Source organism: Thauera sedimentorum (genome assembly GCF_014489115.1).
Lineage (GTDB): Bacteria > Pseudomonadota > Gammaproteobacteria > Burkholderiales > Rhodocyclaceae > Pseudothauera > Pseudothauera sedimentorum.
In genome coordinates this window covers 75,333-90,546 of sequence record NZ_JACTAH010000002.1, presented here as the reverse complement: position 1 = coordinate 90,546, position 15,214 = coordinate 75,333, and the positions used below count along the sequence as shown (strand labels likewise).

At 66.2% G+C, this 15,214-nt stretch carries 14 protein-coding genes; 3 read left to right on the top strand and 11 right to left on the bottom strand.

What is annotated here, in order from left to right; translation table 11 throughout:
- Position 1: 1 nt before the first annotated feature.
- From rsfS to IAI53_RS10125, 7 genes are all read right to left on the bottom strand, one after another.
- Positions 2-367, bottom strand: a complete 366-nt coding sequence (gene rsfS, locus IAI53_RS10155) for a ribosome silencing factor (RefSeq protein WP_187718094.1) — start codon at positions 365-367, stop codon at positions 2-4.
- Entirely contained in the window at positions 367-1,044 is a 678-nt protein-coding gene (nadD, locus tag IAI53_RS10150) for a nicotinate-nucleotide adenylyltransferase (RefSeq protein WP_187718093.1), read from the bottom strand. Before nadD ends, rsfS begins: the two co-directional genes overlap by 1 nt.
- Positions 1,031-1,834 carry a BPSS1780 family membrane protein gene (locus IAI53_RS10145; RefSeq protein ID WP_187718092.1) on the bottom strand — a complete coding sequence of 268 codons (804 nt, stop codon included), beginning with the start codon at positions 1,832-1,834 and terminating at the stop codon, positions 1,031-1,033. Before IAI53_RS10145 ends, nadD begins: the two co-directional genes overlap by 14 nt.
- Positions 1,824-2,597 carry a BPSS1780 family membrane protein gene (locus IAI53_RS10140; RefSeq protein WP_225433293.1) on the bottom strand — a complete coding sequence of 258 codons (774 nt, stop codon included), beginning with the start codon at positions 2,595-2,597 and terminating at the stop codon, positions 1,824-1,826. The genes IAI53_RS10145 and IAI53_RS10140 overlap by 11 nt, the downstream gene beginning before the upstream one ends.
- Complete coding sequence (locus IAI53_RS10135) at positions 2,594-3,544, bottom strand: homoserine kinase (RefSeq protein WP_187718091.1); 951 nt, start codon at positions 3,542-3,544, stop codon at positions 2,594-2,596. The genes IAI53_RS10140 and IAI53_RS10135 overlap by 4 nt, the downstream gene beginning before the upstream one ends.
- A 153-nt stretch (positions 3,545-3,697) precedes the next feature.
- Positions 3,698-4,027 carry a DUF2782 domain-containing protein gene (locus IAI53_RS10130; protein WP_187718090.1) on the bottom strand — a complete coding sequence of 110 codons (330 nt, stop codon included), beginning with the start codon at positions 4,025-4,027 and terminating at the stop codon, positions 3,698-3,700.
- A gap of 160 nt (positions 4,028-4,187) precedes the next feature.
- A complete protein-coding gene (locus tag IAI53_RS10125) occupies positions 4,188-4,910 on the bottom strand; it encodes an LOG family protein (RefSeq protein WP_187718089.1) in 723 nt (240 codons plus the stop codon).
- A 115-nt stretch (positions 4,911-5,025) separates the two neighbouring features.
- Here IAI53_RS10125 and polA point away from each other — a divergent pair, with 115 nt between their 5' ends.
- The 3 genes from polA to IAI53_RS10110 all read left to right on the top strand — a co-directional run bounded on the left by polA (position 5,026) and on the right by IAI53_RS10110 (position 11,136).
- A complete protein-coding gene (gene polA / locus IAI53_RS10120; protein ID WP_187718088.1) occupies positions 5,026-7,758 on the top strand; it encodes a DNA polymerase I in 2,733 nt (910 codons plus the stop codon).
- A gap of 130 nt (positions 7,759-7,888) precedes the next feature.
- A complete protein-coding gene (locus IAI53_RS10115) occupies positions 7,889-9,631 on the top strand; it encodes a carbamoyltransferase family protein (RefSeq protein WP_187718087.1) in 1,743 nt (580 codons plus the stop codon).
- A 131-nt stretch (positions 9,632-9,762) separates the two neighbouring features.
- The gene (locus IAI53_RS10110) at positions 9,763-11,136 is read left to right on the top strand and encodes a hypothetical protein (RefSeq protein ID WP_187718086.1); all 1,374 of its coding nucleotides are present in this window, start codon (positions 9,763-9,765) and stop codon (positions 11,134-11,136) included.
- A 98-nt stretch (positions 11,137-11,234) separates the two neighbouring features.
- On the opposite strand, the gene tviB is transcribed toward IAI53_RS10110, so the two are convergent.
- From tviB to IAI53_RS10090, 4 genes are all read right to left on the bottom strand, one after another.
- Positions 11,235-12,512 (bottom strand): Vi polysaccharide biosynthesis UDP-N-acetylglucosamine C-6 dehydrogenase TviB, encoded by a 1,278-nt coding sequence (gene tviB / locus IAI53_RS10105; protein WP_187718085.1) that lies wholly within the window; start codon positions 12,510-12,512, stop codon positions 11,235-11,237.
- Positions 12,513-12,541: 29 nt separating this feature from the next.
- Positions 12,542-13,084, bottom strand: a complete 543-nt coding sequence (gene rfbC, locus IAI53_RS10100; RefSeq protein WP_187718084.1) for a dTDP-4-dehydrorhamnose 3,5-epimerase — start codon at positions 13,082-13,084, stop codon at positions 12,542-12,544.
- Positions 13,084-13,959, bottom strand: a complete 876-nt coding sequence (gene rfbA / locus IAI53_RS10095) for a glucose-1-phosphate thymidylyltransferase RfbA (protein WP_187718083.1) — start codon at positions 13,957-13,959, stop codon at positions 13,084-13,086. Before rfbA ends, rfbC begins: the two co-directional genes overlap by 1 nt.
- 184 nt (positions 13,960-14,143) lie before the next feature.
- On the bottom strand, positions 14,144-15,178 hold the full coding sequence (locus tag IAI53_RS10090) for a porin (protein ID WP_187718082.1): 1,035 nt from the start codon (positions 15,176-15,178) through the stop codon (positions 14,144-14,146).
- Positions 15,179-15,214 lie beyond the last annotated feature (36 nt).

Here is a 15,214-nt window from a genome sequence, read left to right as displayed (position 1 = left end):
GTCAGTCGGCCGCGGCGCCGGCCTTGCGGCGGGCCGGGGTGGGCGGGTTGTGAGCCCAGAGCTCTTCCAGGTTGTAGTAGCTGCGGATGGCCGGCTGCATGATGTGCACCACGATGTCGCCGAGGTCGACCAGCACCCATTCGCCGGTCTCCTCGCCTTCCACGCTGACCACCTCGCCGCCGGCCTCCTTCACCTTCTCCTGGACGTTGCGCGCCAGTGCGCGCGTCTGCCGGTTGGAGTCGGCGCTGGCGATCACGATGCGGTCGAACAGGGCGGTGAGTCGGGACGTGTCGATGACTTCGATGTCCTTGGCCTTGATGTCCTCGAGGGCATCGACGACCACATTCTGCAGGGTGCTTGGTTCCATCAGTTGGGGCGGTAGAGGTGGTGCAGCCCAATATAGTCGAGAACCGAATCGGGGAGCAAATAACGGGCGCTGTGACCGCCGGCGAGCAGGTCGCGAACCAGTGAGGCGGAGATGTCCAGCGGGGTCATGTCGAAGGGAATCACCAGGCCCGCCGGCGCCGCGGCGATGCGTGCCGGATCGGTGCTCATCCGCCCGGCGCAGGTTTCGTCCAGCTCGGGCGACAGCACGCCGGGCCAGCGCCGGCCATGCGGTGCGTAGCCGGGGCGGTTGGCGACCGCGATGTGGGTGAGCGCAAAGAGCTCCTGCCAGCGGTGCCAGGTGGGCAGACCCTGGAAGGCGTCGGCGCCGAGGATGAGCACCAGCGGCCGCTCCGGGCCGAGCTCGGCGCGCAGGCGTTCCAGCGTGAGCACGGTGTAGCTGCGCGTGGCGGCGCGGATCTCGCCGTCGTCCACCTCCAGGGCCGGGTTGCCGGCTGCCGCCAGACGGGCCATGGCCAGGCGGTCGGCGCTGCTGCTCAGCGGGGTGTCGCGGTGCGGCGGCTGGCCGGCGGGGATCAGGCGTACCCGCGCCAGGCCGAGCGCCTCGCGCGCCTCTTCGGCCAGGCGCAGGTGGCCGAGGTGGATGGGGTCGAAGGTGCCGCCCAGCAGGCCGAGTGGGCCGGCCTCAGTCGTGGGCATCGTTGTCGTCGACGATCAGCGGCGCGGAATGCACCACCGCCCCCGGGATGCCGAACACGTCGCGCGCGTTGATGTAGAAGCTGGCGAAGATGGTCGGCACCAGCACCAGCGGCACCAGGAAGGTGAGCACGGTGGCCAGCAGCGGCACCACCAGGCCGACCACGCCGATCACCACGCCCGGCAGGATGGCGCCGAACAGCATCAGCGCGATGGCGTAGGCGAGGAAGGGGCGCCAGTTGCGCAGGCAGGCGAAGAAGCTGAAGAACATGGCCTTGGGCGCCGGCAGCTTCCACCAGCCGGCGAGCAGCGGGGCGAACCAGTAGGCCATCATGACCGGCGTCGACAGCACCACCGCGAGCAGCAGGGCGAGGGTGAAGCCGGGAGCCTGGGCGGCTTCCGGGTCGAGCTTGCCGCCGCCCATCACCTTGAGCAGTGTGCCGCCGTCGGCCGCCATGGTCAGCACCAGCACCAGCAGGCTGGCGATCAGGTAGATGCCGCCTATGGTCACCAGTGCGGCGATGTTGGCGCGAAAGCCGGAGAAGAGGATGTCGGGCCCCGCCTTTCGACCCTCGTCGATCGAGCGGCAGCCGTTGAGCACGCCGAGCGAGAGCACCGGCATCAGCAGCGAGGCGATCGGCTGGCCGATCAGCGGGAAGATGCTGATCACCACCAGGGTGAGCAGGTAGCCGAAGGCCAGGAAGGTCATCAAGGCAGGGTTGCGGCGCCACAGCTGCAGGCCTTCGGTCAGCCAGGACCAGCCGCGGTGCATGGGAAGTTGTCTAGCTTGCATCGACGGGATTTTCCGGTTTGTCGTCGGGGGAGGGCAGGGCCAGCGGCGGCTTGAACACCTGCACCCAGGCCGCATGCAGCGTGCCGGCAATGACCGGCACCAGTACCAGCATGCCCAGGCCCGCCGGCAGCATGGCGATCCATACCAGCACGTAGAGCATGGCGGCGAGCACGATGAAGGTGAGCAGGTTGGCGAAGCAGGCGCGAGCCGACAGCTTCATCGCTTCGAGCGGCGGCACGCCGTCGAGCAGCACCAGCGCCGGGGCGAAGCACAGGGCCATGATCAGCAGGGTCCACAGCACGGTGAACACCAGGACGCCGAACATCACGCCGCCCGCGGCCACGCCGGCTCCGGCCAGTGCGCCGATCAGCATGCCGGTAAGCACCGCGCTGCCGCCGACCACGGCCGCGATCAGCGCGGCGGCCAGTGCGCCGGCCAGATGGCAGGCGCCGAGCAGCAGCAGCTCGCCGGTGCGGCGACGCAGGCCTTCGAAGAGATGGTCCACCCGCAGCGCCTCATCGCGGCGCAGGGCCTCCACGCCGGCCAGCATGCCGGCGGCAAGCATGGGCAGCGCGACCGGCGCGGCCGCCCAGCCGAGCAGCGGCACGAAGCCGAGCGCGGCGAGGATGGCGATCAGGATCACCGTCTGGGCGATCCAGATGCCGGGGTTGGCGAGAAAGACCCGCCAGCCGGCGGCCAGCCATTGCAGGGTGTGTGCCGGTTCGACAGTGCCGAAGCGCATCGGCTGCGGGGTGGCGTTCATCGGCCCGCCTCCACCAGCGGCGGCACCGCGCGGGCGCGCAGGCGCAGGATGTCGCGGTATTCGTTGGGGTCCTTGACCAGCACCAGTTCGCCCTCGCGCGGCAGGTGGAAGTCGGCGGCGCGCGACAGCCAGAAGCGCAGGGCGGCGGCGCGCAGCATCGCCGGCCAGGCCTTGCGTTCGGCGGCGGTGAACGGGCGTTCGGCGTGGTAGGCGTCGAGCAGGGCGCGGGTGCGCGTCTCGTCCAGCTCGCCGCCGGGCAGCGTGCACCAGTCGTTCACGGTGACCGCCACGTCGAACAGCAGCGCATCCACGCCGGCGAAATAGAAGTCGATCACCCCGCCGATGTGCTCGCCGTCCCACAGGATGTTGTCGCGGAAGAGGTCGGCGTGGATCACGCCTTCGGGCAGTTCCTCGCCGGCGGCGGCTGCCTGGAAGGCGAGCTCGGCATCGAGCAGGCCCTGCTCGTCGGCCGGCAGGAAGGGGCGAACCTGGGCGGCGGTGGCGCTACGCCACGCCGCGCCGCGCGGGTTGTCCTGGCGGCGACCGTAGGACAGGCCGGCGAGGTGCAGGCCGGCGAGCATGGCGCCGACGCGTGCGCAGCGCGCCGGCGCGGGCGTCATGTCGGACTGGCCGGTGAGGCGTGCGACCAGTACCGCGGGCTTGCCGGAGAGCGTGCCGAGGTATTCGTTGTCGCGGTCGGCGATCGGCGCAGGCACCGGCAGGCCGTGGCGGGCGAGATGCGCCATCAGGTGCAGGTAGAAGGGCAGCTCGGCGCGCGGGATGGTCTCGAACAGCGTCAGCACGTAGCGGCCGAGCGTGGTGGTGACGAAGAAGTTGCTGTTCTGCACGCCGGCAGAGATGCCCTGCAGCTGCGCCAGACGGCCGATGGCGTAACGGCGCAGCCAGTCGGCGAGAGCTTCTGAGGTGACGGGAGTGAAGACGGACATGAATGCTCGACGTGCGGCGCTGGTTGACAGCTCCCTTTTCCTTCAAGGGCAAGGACGGGATGGGGTAGCAGGCGCCATAAGACCACCCATCCCCACCCCGGCCCTCCCCTTGAAGGGGAGGGAGTGATCGTACCTGCTCCAGCGCGCTTCAGCTCACCAACTGTGAATGACCCACATCGGCACCGACAGCGTGGGCACCGCCTCCTGGGCGCGCACGAACTGGCCGTTGCCGCGCTGATCGATCAGGTAGTAGGGCGTGCCGTGCGGCGGGGTGACCTTCATCATGTAGAGGCGGCCGCGGATGCGGTACTCCTCCACGGTGTCCTCGCCGCGCTTGACGATGGTGACCTCGGGCTCGAAATCGTCCCCGGCCATGCCCGGCGGCGGGGGCGGGGGCTCCGGCAGGGGTTCCAGGTTGGCGGGTTGCTGGGCGAAGGCCGGCAGGGCGCAGGCCAGAGCAAGGATGAGCAGTTTGCGATGCATGATGGGTTCTCCGCAGGGTAATGCGATTGTAGCCCGGATGTGCCCCCGCGGAATCCGGCCGGGGCGGAAGGCCTGAACCGCCGACGGCTCAGGTAGGAGCGGGCTTGCCCGCGATGCTGCGCTTGTTTCCTCGCAGGATGCATCGCGGCCAAGGCCGCTCCTACAGGTTAAGCATCAGCTCGTGTTCTTCGGGCAGCGGCAGGAAGCCGCGCGTCTCGTAGTGCTTGAAGATCGCTTCGACCACCTCTTCCGGCTTGTCGATCACCTGGACCAGGTCGAGATCTTCCGGGTTGATCATGCGCTCGCTCACCAGGCGGTCGCGGAACCAGTCGAGCAGTCCTTTCCAGAACGGGCCGTGCACCAGGATGATGGGAATCTTGCGGCTCTTGTGGGTCTGGATCAGCGTCATCGCCTCCAGCAGTTCGTCCAGCGTGCCGAAGCCGCCGGGCATCACCACATAGGCGGCGGCGAACTTCACGAACATGAACTTGCGCGCGAAGAAGTGCTGGAAGGTCTGCGAGATGTCCTGGTAGGGGTTGGCGGCCTGCTCGTGCGGCAGCTGGATGTTGAGCCCGATCGACGGGCTCTTGCCGAAATAGGCGCCCTTGTTGGCCGCCTCCATGATGCCCGGGCCGCCGCCGGAGATCACCGAGAAGCCGGCGTCCGAGAGCTGGCGGGCGATCTTCTCGGTGAGCATGTAGTACATGTGGTCCGGCGGGATGCGGGCGCTGCCGAAGATCGACACCGCCGGGCGGATGGCGTTGAGCCGTTCGGTGGCTTCGACGAACTCGGCCATGATGCCGAAGATGCGCCAGGATTCGCGCGCATTGAAGCGCGGCGCCGCGCTGGCGACGCCGTGCGGGAGTTTGTCTTTTGCTGTCATGGAAGGGCCGGTTGTGGAAGGGCTCTGGGCCGTTCTTGGGAAAGACGTAAACGATAACCCAGAGCGCGGGCGCGGTACCATTCGTTCCTTCCTCCGTTCTGCCCGCCCATCCGCCATGCCCACGCTGCTGCTCGTCGACGGTTCCAGCTACCTGTACCGCGCCTTCCACGCCCTGCCGGACCTGCGCAACGGCGCGGGCGAACCCACCGGGGCGATCCGCGGCGTGCTCTCCATGCTGCGCCGACTGGAAGCCGAGTACGCCGCCGAATATCGCGCCTGCGTGTTCGACGCCAAGGGAAAGACCTTCCGCGACGACTGGTATCCGGAATACAAGTCCCACCGTCCGCCGATGCCGGACGACCTGCGCGCGCAGATCGAGCCGCTGCACCAGGCGGTACAGGCCGAAGGCTGGCCGCTGCTGTCGGTGGAAGGGGTGGAGGCCGACGACGTGATCGGCACGCTCACCCGCCAGGCCGCCGAGCGCGGCTGGCAGGTGGTGATCTCCACCGGCGACAAGGACCTTACCCAGCTGGTGCGCCCCGGCGTGCGCTGGGTAAACACCATGAACGAGGAGGTGCTGGACGAAGCCGGCGTGACCGCCAAGTTCGGCGTGCCGCCCGAGCGCATCGTGGACTACCTGGCGCTGGTCGGCGACACCGTGGACAACGTGCCCGGGGTGGAAAAATGCGGCCCCAAGACCGCGGTGAAGTGGCTCACCGAATACGGCACCCTGGACGATCTGGTTGCCAACGCCGACAAGGTCGGGGGCAAGGTCGGCGAGAACCTGCGCCGGCATCTGGACTTCCTGCCGCTGGGGCGCAAGCTGGTCACCGTGGCCACCGATGTCGAACTGCCGGTGCAACTGGAAGACCTGCCCGCGCGCGAGGACGACAAGGCGGCGCTGCGCGCCTTGTACGAGCGCTTCGAGTTCCGCACCTGGCTGAAGGACCTGGACGGCGCCCCTGTAGGAGCGGCCTTGGCCGCGATACGCGACGCCGATCCGGCACCGGCCGACGAAATCGCGGGCGAGCCCGCTCCTACAGAACGCCACTACACGACCATCCTCGACTGGCCCACCTTCGACGCCTGGCTGGCTAAGATCGACGCCGCCGAGCTCACCGCCTTCGACACCGAAACCACCAGCCTGGACCCGATGGCCGCACGCCTGGTCGGCATGTCCTTCTCCATCGTGCCGGGCGAGGCCGCCTACCTGCCGCTGGCCCACCGCGGCGCCGAGGCGCCCGAGCAGCTGCCGCTGGACGAGGTGCTCGCCAAGTTGAAGCCCTGGCTGGAGTCCGACGCCAAGCCCAAGGTCGGCCAGAACCTCAAGTACGACGCTCACGTGCTGGCCAACCACGGCATCCATCTGGGTGGCATCGCCCACGACACCCTGCTGCAGTCCTATGTGCTGGAGTCCGACAAGTCGCACGACATGGATTCGCTCGCCAGGCGCCACCTGGGGCTGACCACCATTCCCTACACCGAGGTGTGCGGCAAGGGCGCCAAGCAGATCGGCTTCGATGAAGTAGCGGTGGAGCGCGCCACCGAGTACGCCGCCGAGGATGCCGACGTCACCCTGCGCCTGCACCGCAAGCTGTGGCCGCAGGTCGAACGCGAAGCGCGCCTGGCGGCGCTCTACCGCGACATCGAGCTGCCCACGCTCGCCGTGCTGCTGGAGATGGAATGCAACGGCGTGCTGATCGACCCCTTCCTGCTGGCCGGCCACAGCGAGGAACTCGGCCGCCGCCTGCACGAGCTGGAACGCGAAGCGCACGAACTCGCCGGCCAGCCCTTCAACCTGGGTTCGCCCAAGCAACTGGGTGAAATCCTCTTCGGCAAGCTCGGCCTGCCGGTGGTCAAGAAGACCGCCACCGGCCAGCCCTCCACCGACGAGGAGGTGCTGGAGAAGCTCGCCGAGGACTACCCCCTGCCCAAGCTGCTGCTCGAGCACCGCGGCCTGGCCAAGTTGAAGAGCACCTACGCCGACAAGCTGCCACGCATGGTCAATGCGAAGACCGGCCGGGTGCACACCAGCTTTTCGCAGGCCACCGCGGTCACCGGCCGGCTCGCCAGCTCGGAACCCAACCTGCAGAACATCCCCATCCGCACCGCCGAGGGCCGGCGCATCCGCGCGGCCTTCATCGCCCCGCGTGGCCACCACATCGTCTCGGCCGACTACTCGCAGATCGAGCTGCGCATCATGGCCCATCTGTCGGACGACGCCCGCCTGCTGGAGGCCTTCGCTCACGGCGAGGACGTGCACCGCGCTACCGCCGCCGAGGTCTTCGGCAGCACGCCAGCAGAAGTCAGCAGCGAGCAGCGCCGCTACGCCAAGGTGATCAACTTCGGCCTCATCTACGGCATGAGCGCCCACGGTCTGGCCAAGAACCTCGGCATCGACCGCGCCGCCGCCCAGGGCTGGATCGACCGCTACTTTGCCCGCTATCCCGGCGTGGCCGCCTACATGGACCGCACCCGCGCGGAAGCGCGCGAGCGCGGCTACGTCGAAACCGTCTTCGGCCGCCGCCTCTACCTGCCCGAGATCCGCGCCAGCCAGGCCGGCCGTCGCCAGGCCGCCGAGCGCGCGGCGATCAATGCGCCCATGCAAGGCACCGCCGCCGACCTGATCAAGAAGGCGATGATCGCCACCAGTGCCTGGCTGAAGGACAAGCGGCTGCAATCGCGCCTGATCCTGCAGGTGCACGACGAACTGGTGCTGGAAGTGCCGGACGCCGAACTCGACCTGATCCGCCAGGAGCTGCCCGCGCTGATGGGCGGCGTGGCCGCACTCAAGGTGCCGCTGCTGGTGGAGGTGGGCGCGGGGGCGAACTGGGATGAGGCGCACTGAGCGCACCCGATGCCCGCCGTCCGGCGCCAGCAGGCCGGGCGGCGTGGCATGCCCCGCATGTATAATCCGCTGTTTCCATGACGCTTTCCGGCTGGTGCGCGCTGCTGCCCGGCCCTGAAGAGGTTTCCCCTTGTCCCAGACCATCCTCGGCCTGTCCGGCGCCCTGACCCACGACCCCTCTGCCGCCCTCTACATCGACGGCAAGCTGGTCGCCGCGGCGGAAGAAGAGCGCTTCGTGCGCGACAAGCACGCCAAGCACCGCATGCCCTACGAATCCGCGCGCTTCTGCCTGGATTTTGCCGGCATCAAGCCCAAGGACGTCAGTGCGGTCGCCATCCCCTTCGCGCCGATCAGCATCTTCGACAAGGCGCGCTGGCACTACGCCAAGCGCTACTGGTACGCGCCCGACCGCGGGCTGGACGCCATCCTGATGGGCAACCGGCGCTTCCATCGCTACAAGAAGCGCATCGAATGGTGCCTGCAGCAGCTGGGTTTCGACCTCGGCAAGACCGAAATCGTGCCGGTCGAGCACCACCTCACCCACGCCTCCAGCGCCTATCACTGTTCCGGCTTCACGGAAAAGACCGCCATCCTCGGCATCGACGGCAAGGGCGAGTACGCCACCACCTTCTTCGGCTACGGCGAGAACGGCCGCATCCACAAGATCAAGGAGTTTTACGACCCGGATTCGCTCGGCGGCCTGTACGGTGCGATCACCGAGTACCTCGGCTTCGAGATGCTCGACGGCGAATACAAGGTCATGGGCATGGCGCCCTACGGCGATCCGGACAAATACGATTTCTCGCAACTGGCGAAGTTCGAGAACGGCGAACTGGTCATCAACACCGATCTCGCCAACGTCATCGGCCTGCGGCGCTACAAGGAAAATGGCAAGGGCTACTACTTCTCGCCCAAGCTGATCGACTGGCTGGGCCCGATGCGCCACGGCGACATCGCCGACGAGCCCTACATCCACTACGCGGCGAGCATGCAGAAGCTGTTCGAAGACCTCGCCCTGCAGATGATGGACTACTACCTGGGCGACATCCTGCGCGAGACCGGCAAGCTGGCCTTTGCCGGCGGCGGCGCGCTGAACGTCAAGCTCAACCAGAAGATCATCGCCCGTCCGGAGGTCAAGGAGCTCTTCGTGCAGCCGGCTTCCGGCGACTCGGGCACCGCGGTTGGCGCGGCCGCCTACGTCTCGGTGAAGCGCGGCGTGCCGGTGGAGAAGATGGAACACGTCTATCTCGGCCCGGCCTACAGCAACGAGGACGTCATCGCCGCCTGTGCCCGCCATCCGGCGCAGCCCAAGTGGCAGAAGATTGATGATGTGCCGGCGCACATCGCCAAGGTGCTGGCCGACGGCAACCCGGTGGCCTGGTTCCAGGGACGCATGGAATTCGGCCCGCGCGCGCTCGGCGGGCGCTCCATCCTCGGCTGCCCCAGCGCGCCCGGGGTGGCCGACCGCATCAACGAGCAGATCAAGTTCCGTGAGCGCTGGCGCCCGTTCTGCCCCAGCATGCTCGATACCGTCGGCCCGCAGATGCTCGGCACCGACCACCCCGCGCCCTTCATGACCTTCACCTTCGAAGTCGCCGAGGGCTGGAAGGAGCGCGTGCCGGAAGTGGTGCACGAAGACGGCACCTCGCGCGCCCAGGTCCTCAAGCGCGAGTTCAACCCGCGCTACTACGACCTGATGAAGGAACTGGAAAAGCGCACCGGCAATGGCGTGGTGCTCAACACCTCGCTCAACCGCCGCGGTGAGCCGATGATCTGCTCGCCCACCGACGCGCTGAACATGTTCTTCGGATCGGATCTGCAGTATCTGATCATGGAAGATGTGCTGGTGGTGAAGGAGAGCGTGGGTGCATGAAGCCTCCTGTGAGTCGTCACAGGTTGGTATCTTGTGCGGAGCACGTCGGACCGGTTTGGACTGCGTTCGCTCTTAGCATTCTGCTGTCACTGATCGCACTATCGGCTGCGATCACGCCGAACGACGACGGCATGCTGTACGTAGAGACGGCGAGGGCGTTTCAGAGTGAGGGGCTGAGTGCCGCCCTGCAGCTCTTCGACTGGCCGTTCTTGCCTATCCTGATGGCTGCCGTTTCGTCGTTTACCGGCCTTGAGGTGGAGGCGTCCGGCTATCTGCTGTCGACAGTCTTCATCGCGGGCACCTGTTCGCTGATCGTCGCTTGTACTCGCGAAATGCTGCCTCGGTCCGGGTGGGCGGCAATGGTCGTCGTGCTGACGGTGCCGGCGCTCAACAACTACCGTGATCACATCATTCGGGAGTTCGGGGCGTGGTTTCTCCTGTTTCTGGCGCTCTGGCTGCTACTGCGTTGGGCACGACGCCCGGGATGGGCAGGCGGATTGGCTGCGCAGTCCGCGATCTGTGCGGCCGCCCTTTTCCGACTGGAGACGCTGATCTTTCTCGCTGTCCCCGTTCTCTGGCAGTTGATCTCGATACGGCATGGTTGTGGCTGGAGGCGAGTGGCGATGTTCCTACTGCCGCCCTTGCTTGGAGGGGTCGGTGTCGGCCTTCTGGCTGGCGTCGGTGACGCGGAGTTTGGCAGCCGGGTGGCTCAGCAGCTCAACGCGATCGACCTTGCCTCCAAGCACGATCGATTCTTCGCCATGGCGGCTGAGATTGGCAGTCAGATAGACAACAAGTACGCCATCAAGCAGATGCCGACAATCCTGTTCTTCGGTGCGTTCGGCCTTCTCCTGAGCAAGTTCATCTCGAACTTCGGCCTGCTCATCGTTCCGGGCATCTACGCCTTGATACGCCCGCGCCTGCCAGTACTGCTAGTGTCCGCCGCTCCTTTCGCGATCGCTTTCGCCGTGTATGCCATCGTGCCACTGGCATTCGTGCTTGATAGCATGTTCTTGTCCTCGCGATATGTTGCGCTGCTCAACCTCCTTGCCGTGCCGCTGGTTTCGGTTGGGCTCGCGCATCTTTTCCAACGGATCGCGCGCTGGCGCATTCCGTTGATAGCGATAGCGGTGATGATGGGGCTGTCTAACGTGATCTCCACGACGCCTCCAGAAACGCGCATGATGGACGCCGCGACCTGGCTCAAACTACATGGGGCCGACCCGTCGCGAGTGTTCGTGGAGCCCAGGGAAGTGATCTACCTTGTCGGCTGGCCCTACCACGGCCCGCAAGCGCAGTCGATCAGGGGGCGGGAAGAAGCGCTCGTTGCGCTCGCCAGCGGCGCTATCGACCTTGCACTGCTCGACCTGCCCTCTGACTCGCCCGACCTGCAGCATTGGGCGAAGGAAAAAGGGCTGCGGAGCGTCGAACGCTTTGCCGACGCCAGGAACAGGACAGTCCACGCGTTCGTGCGGTCTGCCGCCCCTGCTTTGGATCACCGCTAGCGAAAGGCGGCAGGTTTCGCGAAGATCCAGGCGTCAGTATTGGCAAGGTGTTCAGCTGTCGCCTTGCTGACGCGGTCGCATCCGGGGGCAAGTTCCGATCAGAGACGCAGGTCCGCCTCGCCAGCCGGCAGCAGATACTTGAGGTCATAGAGCACGTGCTGGGGCTTGCCGAGCGCGCGTATCCGTTCTGCGCCGAGCTCTCTGAACTGCTCGTGTGCCACCGCCAGCACGATGGCATCGTAGGCGTGGGAGGCAGGTTCGTCGACCGGCGAGATGCCATACTCGTGAAGGGCTTCGTCGGCACTCACCCAAGGGTCGAAGACGTCCACCGCGATGCCGTAGTCTGCGAGTTCGCGCACGATATCGACGACGCGGGTGTTGCGCAGGTCGGGGCAGTTTTCCTTGAAGGTCAGACCCATGACCAGCACCCGCGAACCTTCGACCTGGATGCGGCGCTTGAGCATGGCCTTCACCAGCTGCGAAACCACGTAAGCCCCCATGCCGTCGTTCAGGCGCCGGCCGGCGAGGATGATCTCGGGGTGGTAGCCGATGGCCTGGGCCTTGTGGGTGAGGTAGTAGGGATCGACGCCGATGCAATGCCCGCCGACCAACCCTGGGCGGAAAGGCAGGAAGTTCCATTTGGTACCGGCCGCCTTGAGCACCGCTTCGGTGTCGATGCCCATCTTGTTGAAGATGATGGCCAACTCGTTGATCAGCGCAATGTTGAGATCGCGCTGGGTGTTCTCGATGACCTTCGCGGCCTCGGCAACGCGGATGCTTTCGGCCTTGTGGGTACCCGCGGTGATGATCTGGCGGTAGAGCGCATCGACCAGTTCCCCCACTTCCGGGGTGGAGCCGGAGGTGACTTTCTTGATCGTCGTGACGCGATGTTCCTTGTCGCCCGGGTTGATGCGTTCCGGGCTGTAACCCGCGAAGAAGTCGGCGTTGAACTTGAGGCCGGAGAGCCTTTCGAGCACCGGGACGCAGTCCTCTTCGGTGGCCCCAGGATAGACCGTGGATTCGTAGATCACGACGTCACCGCGCTTGAGCACACGGCCTACGGTCTCGGACGCCTTGATCAGCGGTGTAAGGTCGGGGCGCTTGTGCTCGTCGATGGGCGTGGGCACGGTGACGATGAACACGTTGCAGGCGGCCAGTTCGGTCGCGTCAGCGGTGAAGCGCAACCCGGATGCACTGCGCAAATCGGCGTCGTCGACCTCCAGCGTCGCATCGTGCCCGGCGCGCAACGCCTCGATGCGTGTCGTGTTGATGTCGAAACCGAGCACCTCGCGGTGCTTGCCGAACTCGACCGCTAGCGGCAGGCCGACGTAGCCGAGGCCGATTACGGCAAGACGTACTTGGGGCAATGTGAGCATGGACGATTCTTGTATGAGGGAGGAGTATCTCAGCGCAGAGTACTGAAACGTGCGCCACGCAGATCCTTCTCCGACAACCTGGGGGTGCGGCCCTCGAGCGGCCAATCGATCGCAAGGTCCGGATCGTCCCAGGCGATGCAGCGTTCGTGTTCGGGGGAGTAGAAGTCAGTGGTCTTGTAGAGGAATTCAGCGGACTCGGAGAGCGTGAGGAAACCGTGTGCGAACCCGGGAGGGACCCACATCTGGCGCTTGTTCTCCGCGGACAGTTCCTCGCCTACCCAGTGACCGAAGGTGGGTGAACCGGGGCGGATGTCTACCGCGACGTCGAACACCGCGCCCTGCACCACACGCACCAGCTTGCCCTGGGCGCGGGGTTCGACCTGATAGTGCAGGCCGCGCAGCACGTCGCGGGCGGAGCGGCTGTGGTTGTCCTGAACGAAGTCCGTCGTCAGCCCCGTCGCCTCGCGGAAGGCGTGCTGGTTGTAGCTCTCGAAGAAGAAGCCGCGTTCGTCACCGAACACGCGCGGGGTGAACAATACGACCTCGGGAATGGCGAGCGGAGTGGCTTGCATCAGAACACCTTTGTGCGCAGCAGGCTTTGCAGGTACTGGCCGTAGCCGTTCTTGGCCAGAGGTTCGGCCAGTTCGCGTAGTGCGTCGTCACCGATCCAGCCGCTTCGCCAGGCGATCTCCTCCGGGCAGGCCACCTTCAGGCCCTGGCGTTTCTCCAGCGTGGCGATGAACTGGCTGGCGTCCAGCAGGCTTTCGTGGGTGCCGGTGTCCAGCCAAGCGTAGCCGCGGCCCATGATCTCCACCGCAAGCTGCCCGCGTTCCAGATACAGGCGGTTGAGGTCGGTGATCTCCAGCTCGCCGCGAGCAGAAGGTTTCAGTGAGCGGGCAAGCTCTACGACCTGCCGGTCGTAGAAGTAAAGCCCGGTCACGGCGTAGTTGGATCGTGGCTTGCCTGGCTTTTCTTCCAGCGATAGCGCCTTGCCTTGTGCGTCGAAGTCCACCACGCCGTAGCGCTCGGGGTCGTGCACATGATAGGCAAACACACTTGCGCCCACAGGCCTTGTCGCCGCGTTGCGTAGCAGCAGGTGAAAGTCGTGCCCGTAGAAGATGTTGTCGCCCAGCACCAGCGCGCAGTGCTCGCCGGCGATGAACTCCTCGCCGATCAGGAAAGCCTGCGCCAGCCCGTCCGGGCTGGGCTGCACCGCGTACTGCAGGTTCAGACCCCAGCGGGCGCCGTCGCCGAGCAATTGCTCGAAGCGTGGGGTGTCCTGCGGCGTGGAGATGATCAGGATGTCGCGGATGCCCGCCAGCATCAGGGTGCTGAGCGGGTAGTAGATCATCGGCTTGTCGAACACCGGCAACAACTGCTTGGAGATGGCCAGCGTGGCCGGATGCAGCCGGGTGCCGGCGCCGCCGGCAAGGATGATGCCTTTCATGGGGGGAGTCCGGAACAGGTGACGGGCGGCTTTGCCGCAGCGCCCGGATTCTAGCCGTCAGGCAAGGGGCTGTCACGGATCGGCTTGTATTGCCCGAGCAATCAGGACGTGAGCGCCTGGTTGGCGCCAAAAACAAAAACGGGCGCCGAAGCGCCCGTTTGCAGCTCGGATCGTTTGGAAACGATTAGAACTTGTGGTTGATACCGACGGCGAACGCGGTCTCGTTCTCGCCGGCAATGCCCAGCACGGAGCCGAAAGCGGCGTTGTCGTCGTTGCTGGTGCGGTTCATGCCAGCGTACACGGTGGTGCGCTTGGACAGGCCGTGGGTGTAGGCCAGGCCGACGGAGGTGGCGTCACGCTCGCTACGGTCGTCGCTGCGCTTGCCGACGGACACGTGGATGTTGCCGGCGCCAACCGGGATGATGCCGCCGATGGTGGCGACCTTGATGTCGAAGTCGCTAGCGCCCGGGGCGTCGATGTTGGCGATCTGGTAGGAAGCGACCAGCTTCATCACGCCGAAGTTGTAGCCGGCGCCGATCAGGTGCTCGTCTTGCTCGACGTCGGTGAGGTTCTCGGCAGCCTGATACACGTAGCGAACGTCCAGCGGGCCGTTGGCATAGGTCAGGCCCAGGCCGACGTCGTTGCTGTCCATGCGGTTGCGGTCGCCGAGGCCGTCAACAACGGTGCCGTCGCCGGACTTGCCGCTGAAGGAGTAGATGGCCTGAGCGGAGAAGCCGCCGAAGGACGGGGAGGCGTAGTTGATGGCGTTTTCCCAACGGGCGTTGCTGCCCGGGGCGATGCCCAGACCGGAGGTCAGCACGGCGATCGGGTCCAGCGGGCCGGCAGCCACGGCGCCGAGAGCGGCGGTAGCGTAGTAACCCGGAGCGTACTGGCGACCCAGGGTCACGGTACCGAAGTTGCCGGACAGGCCGACGAAGCTCTGGCGGGTGAAGGTCAGGCCGCCGCCGGAGATGTCGGGGCTGATGCCGTATTCGAGGGTGAACAGGGCCTTCATGCCGTTGCCGAGGTCTTCGGTGCCCTTGAAGCCCAGACGGCTGCCAGCCAGGCCGCCGGAGAGAACGTCGGTAGCCTTGGTGTCGCCGGCCTTGCTGTGGCCAACGAACATATCGACGATACCGTACACAGTCACGTTGGACTGGGCGAAAGCCGGAGCGGAAACCAGGCCAGCGACAGCCAGCGCGATCAGTTTCTTCTGCATGTAATTCTCCTCTTGCTTGAAGTGGAGGTCGCGGTG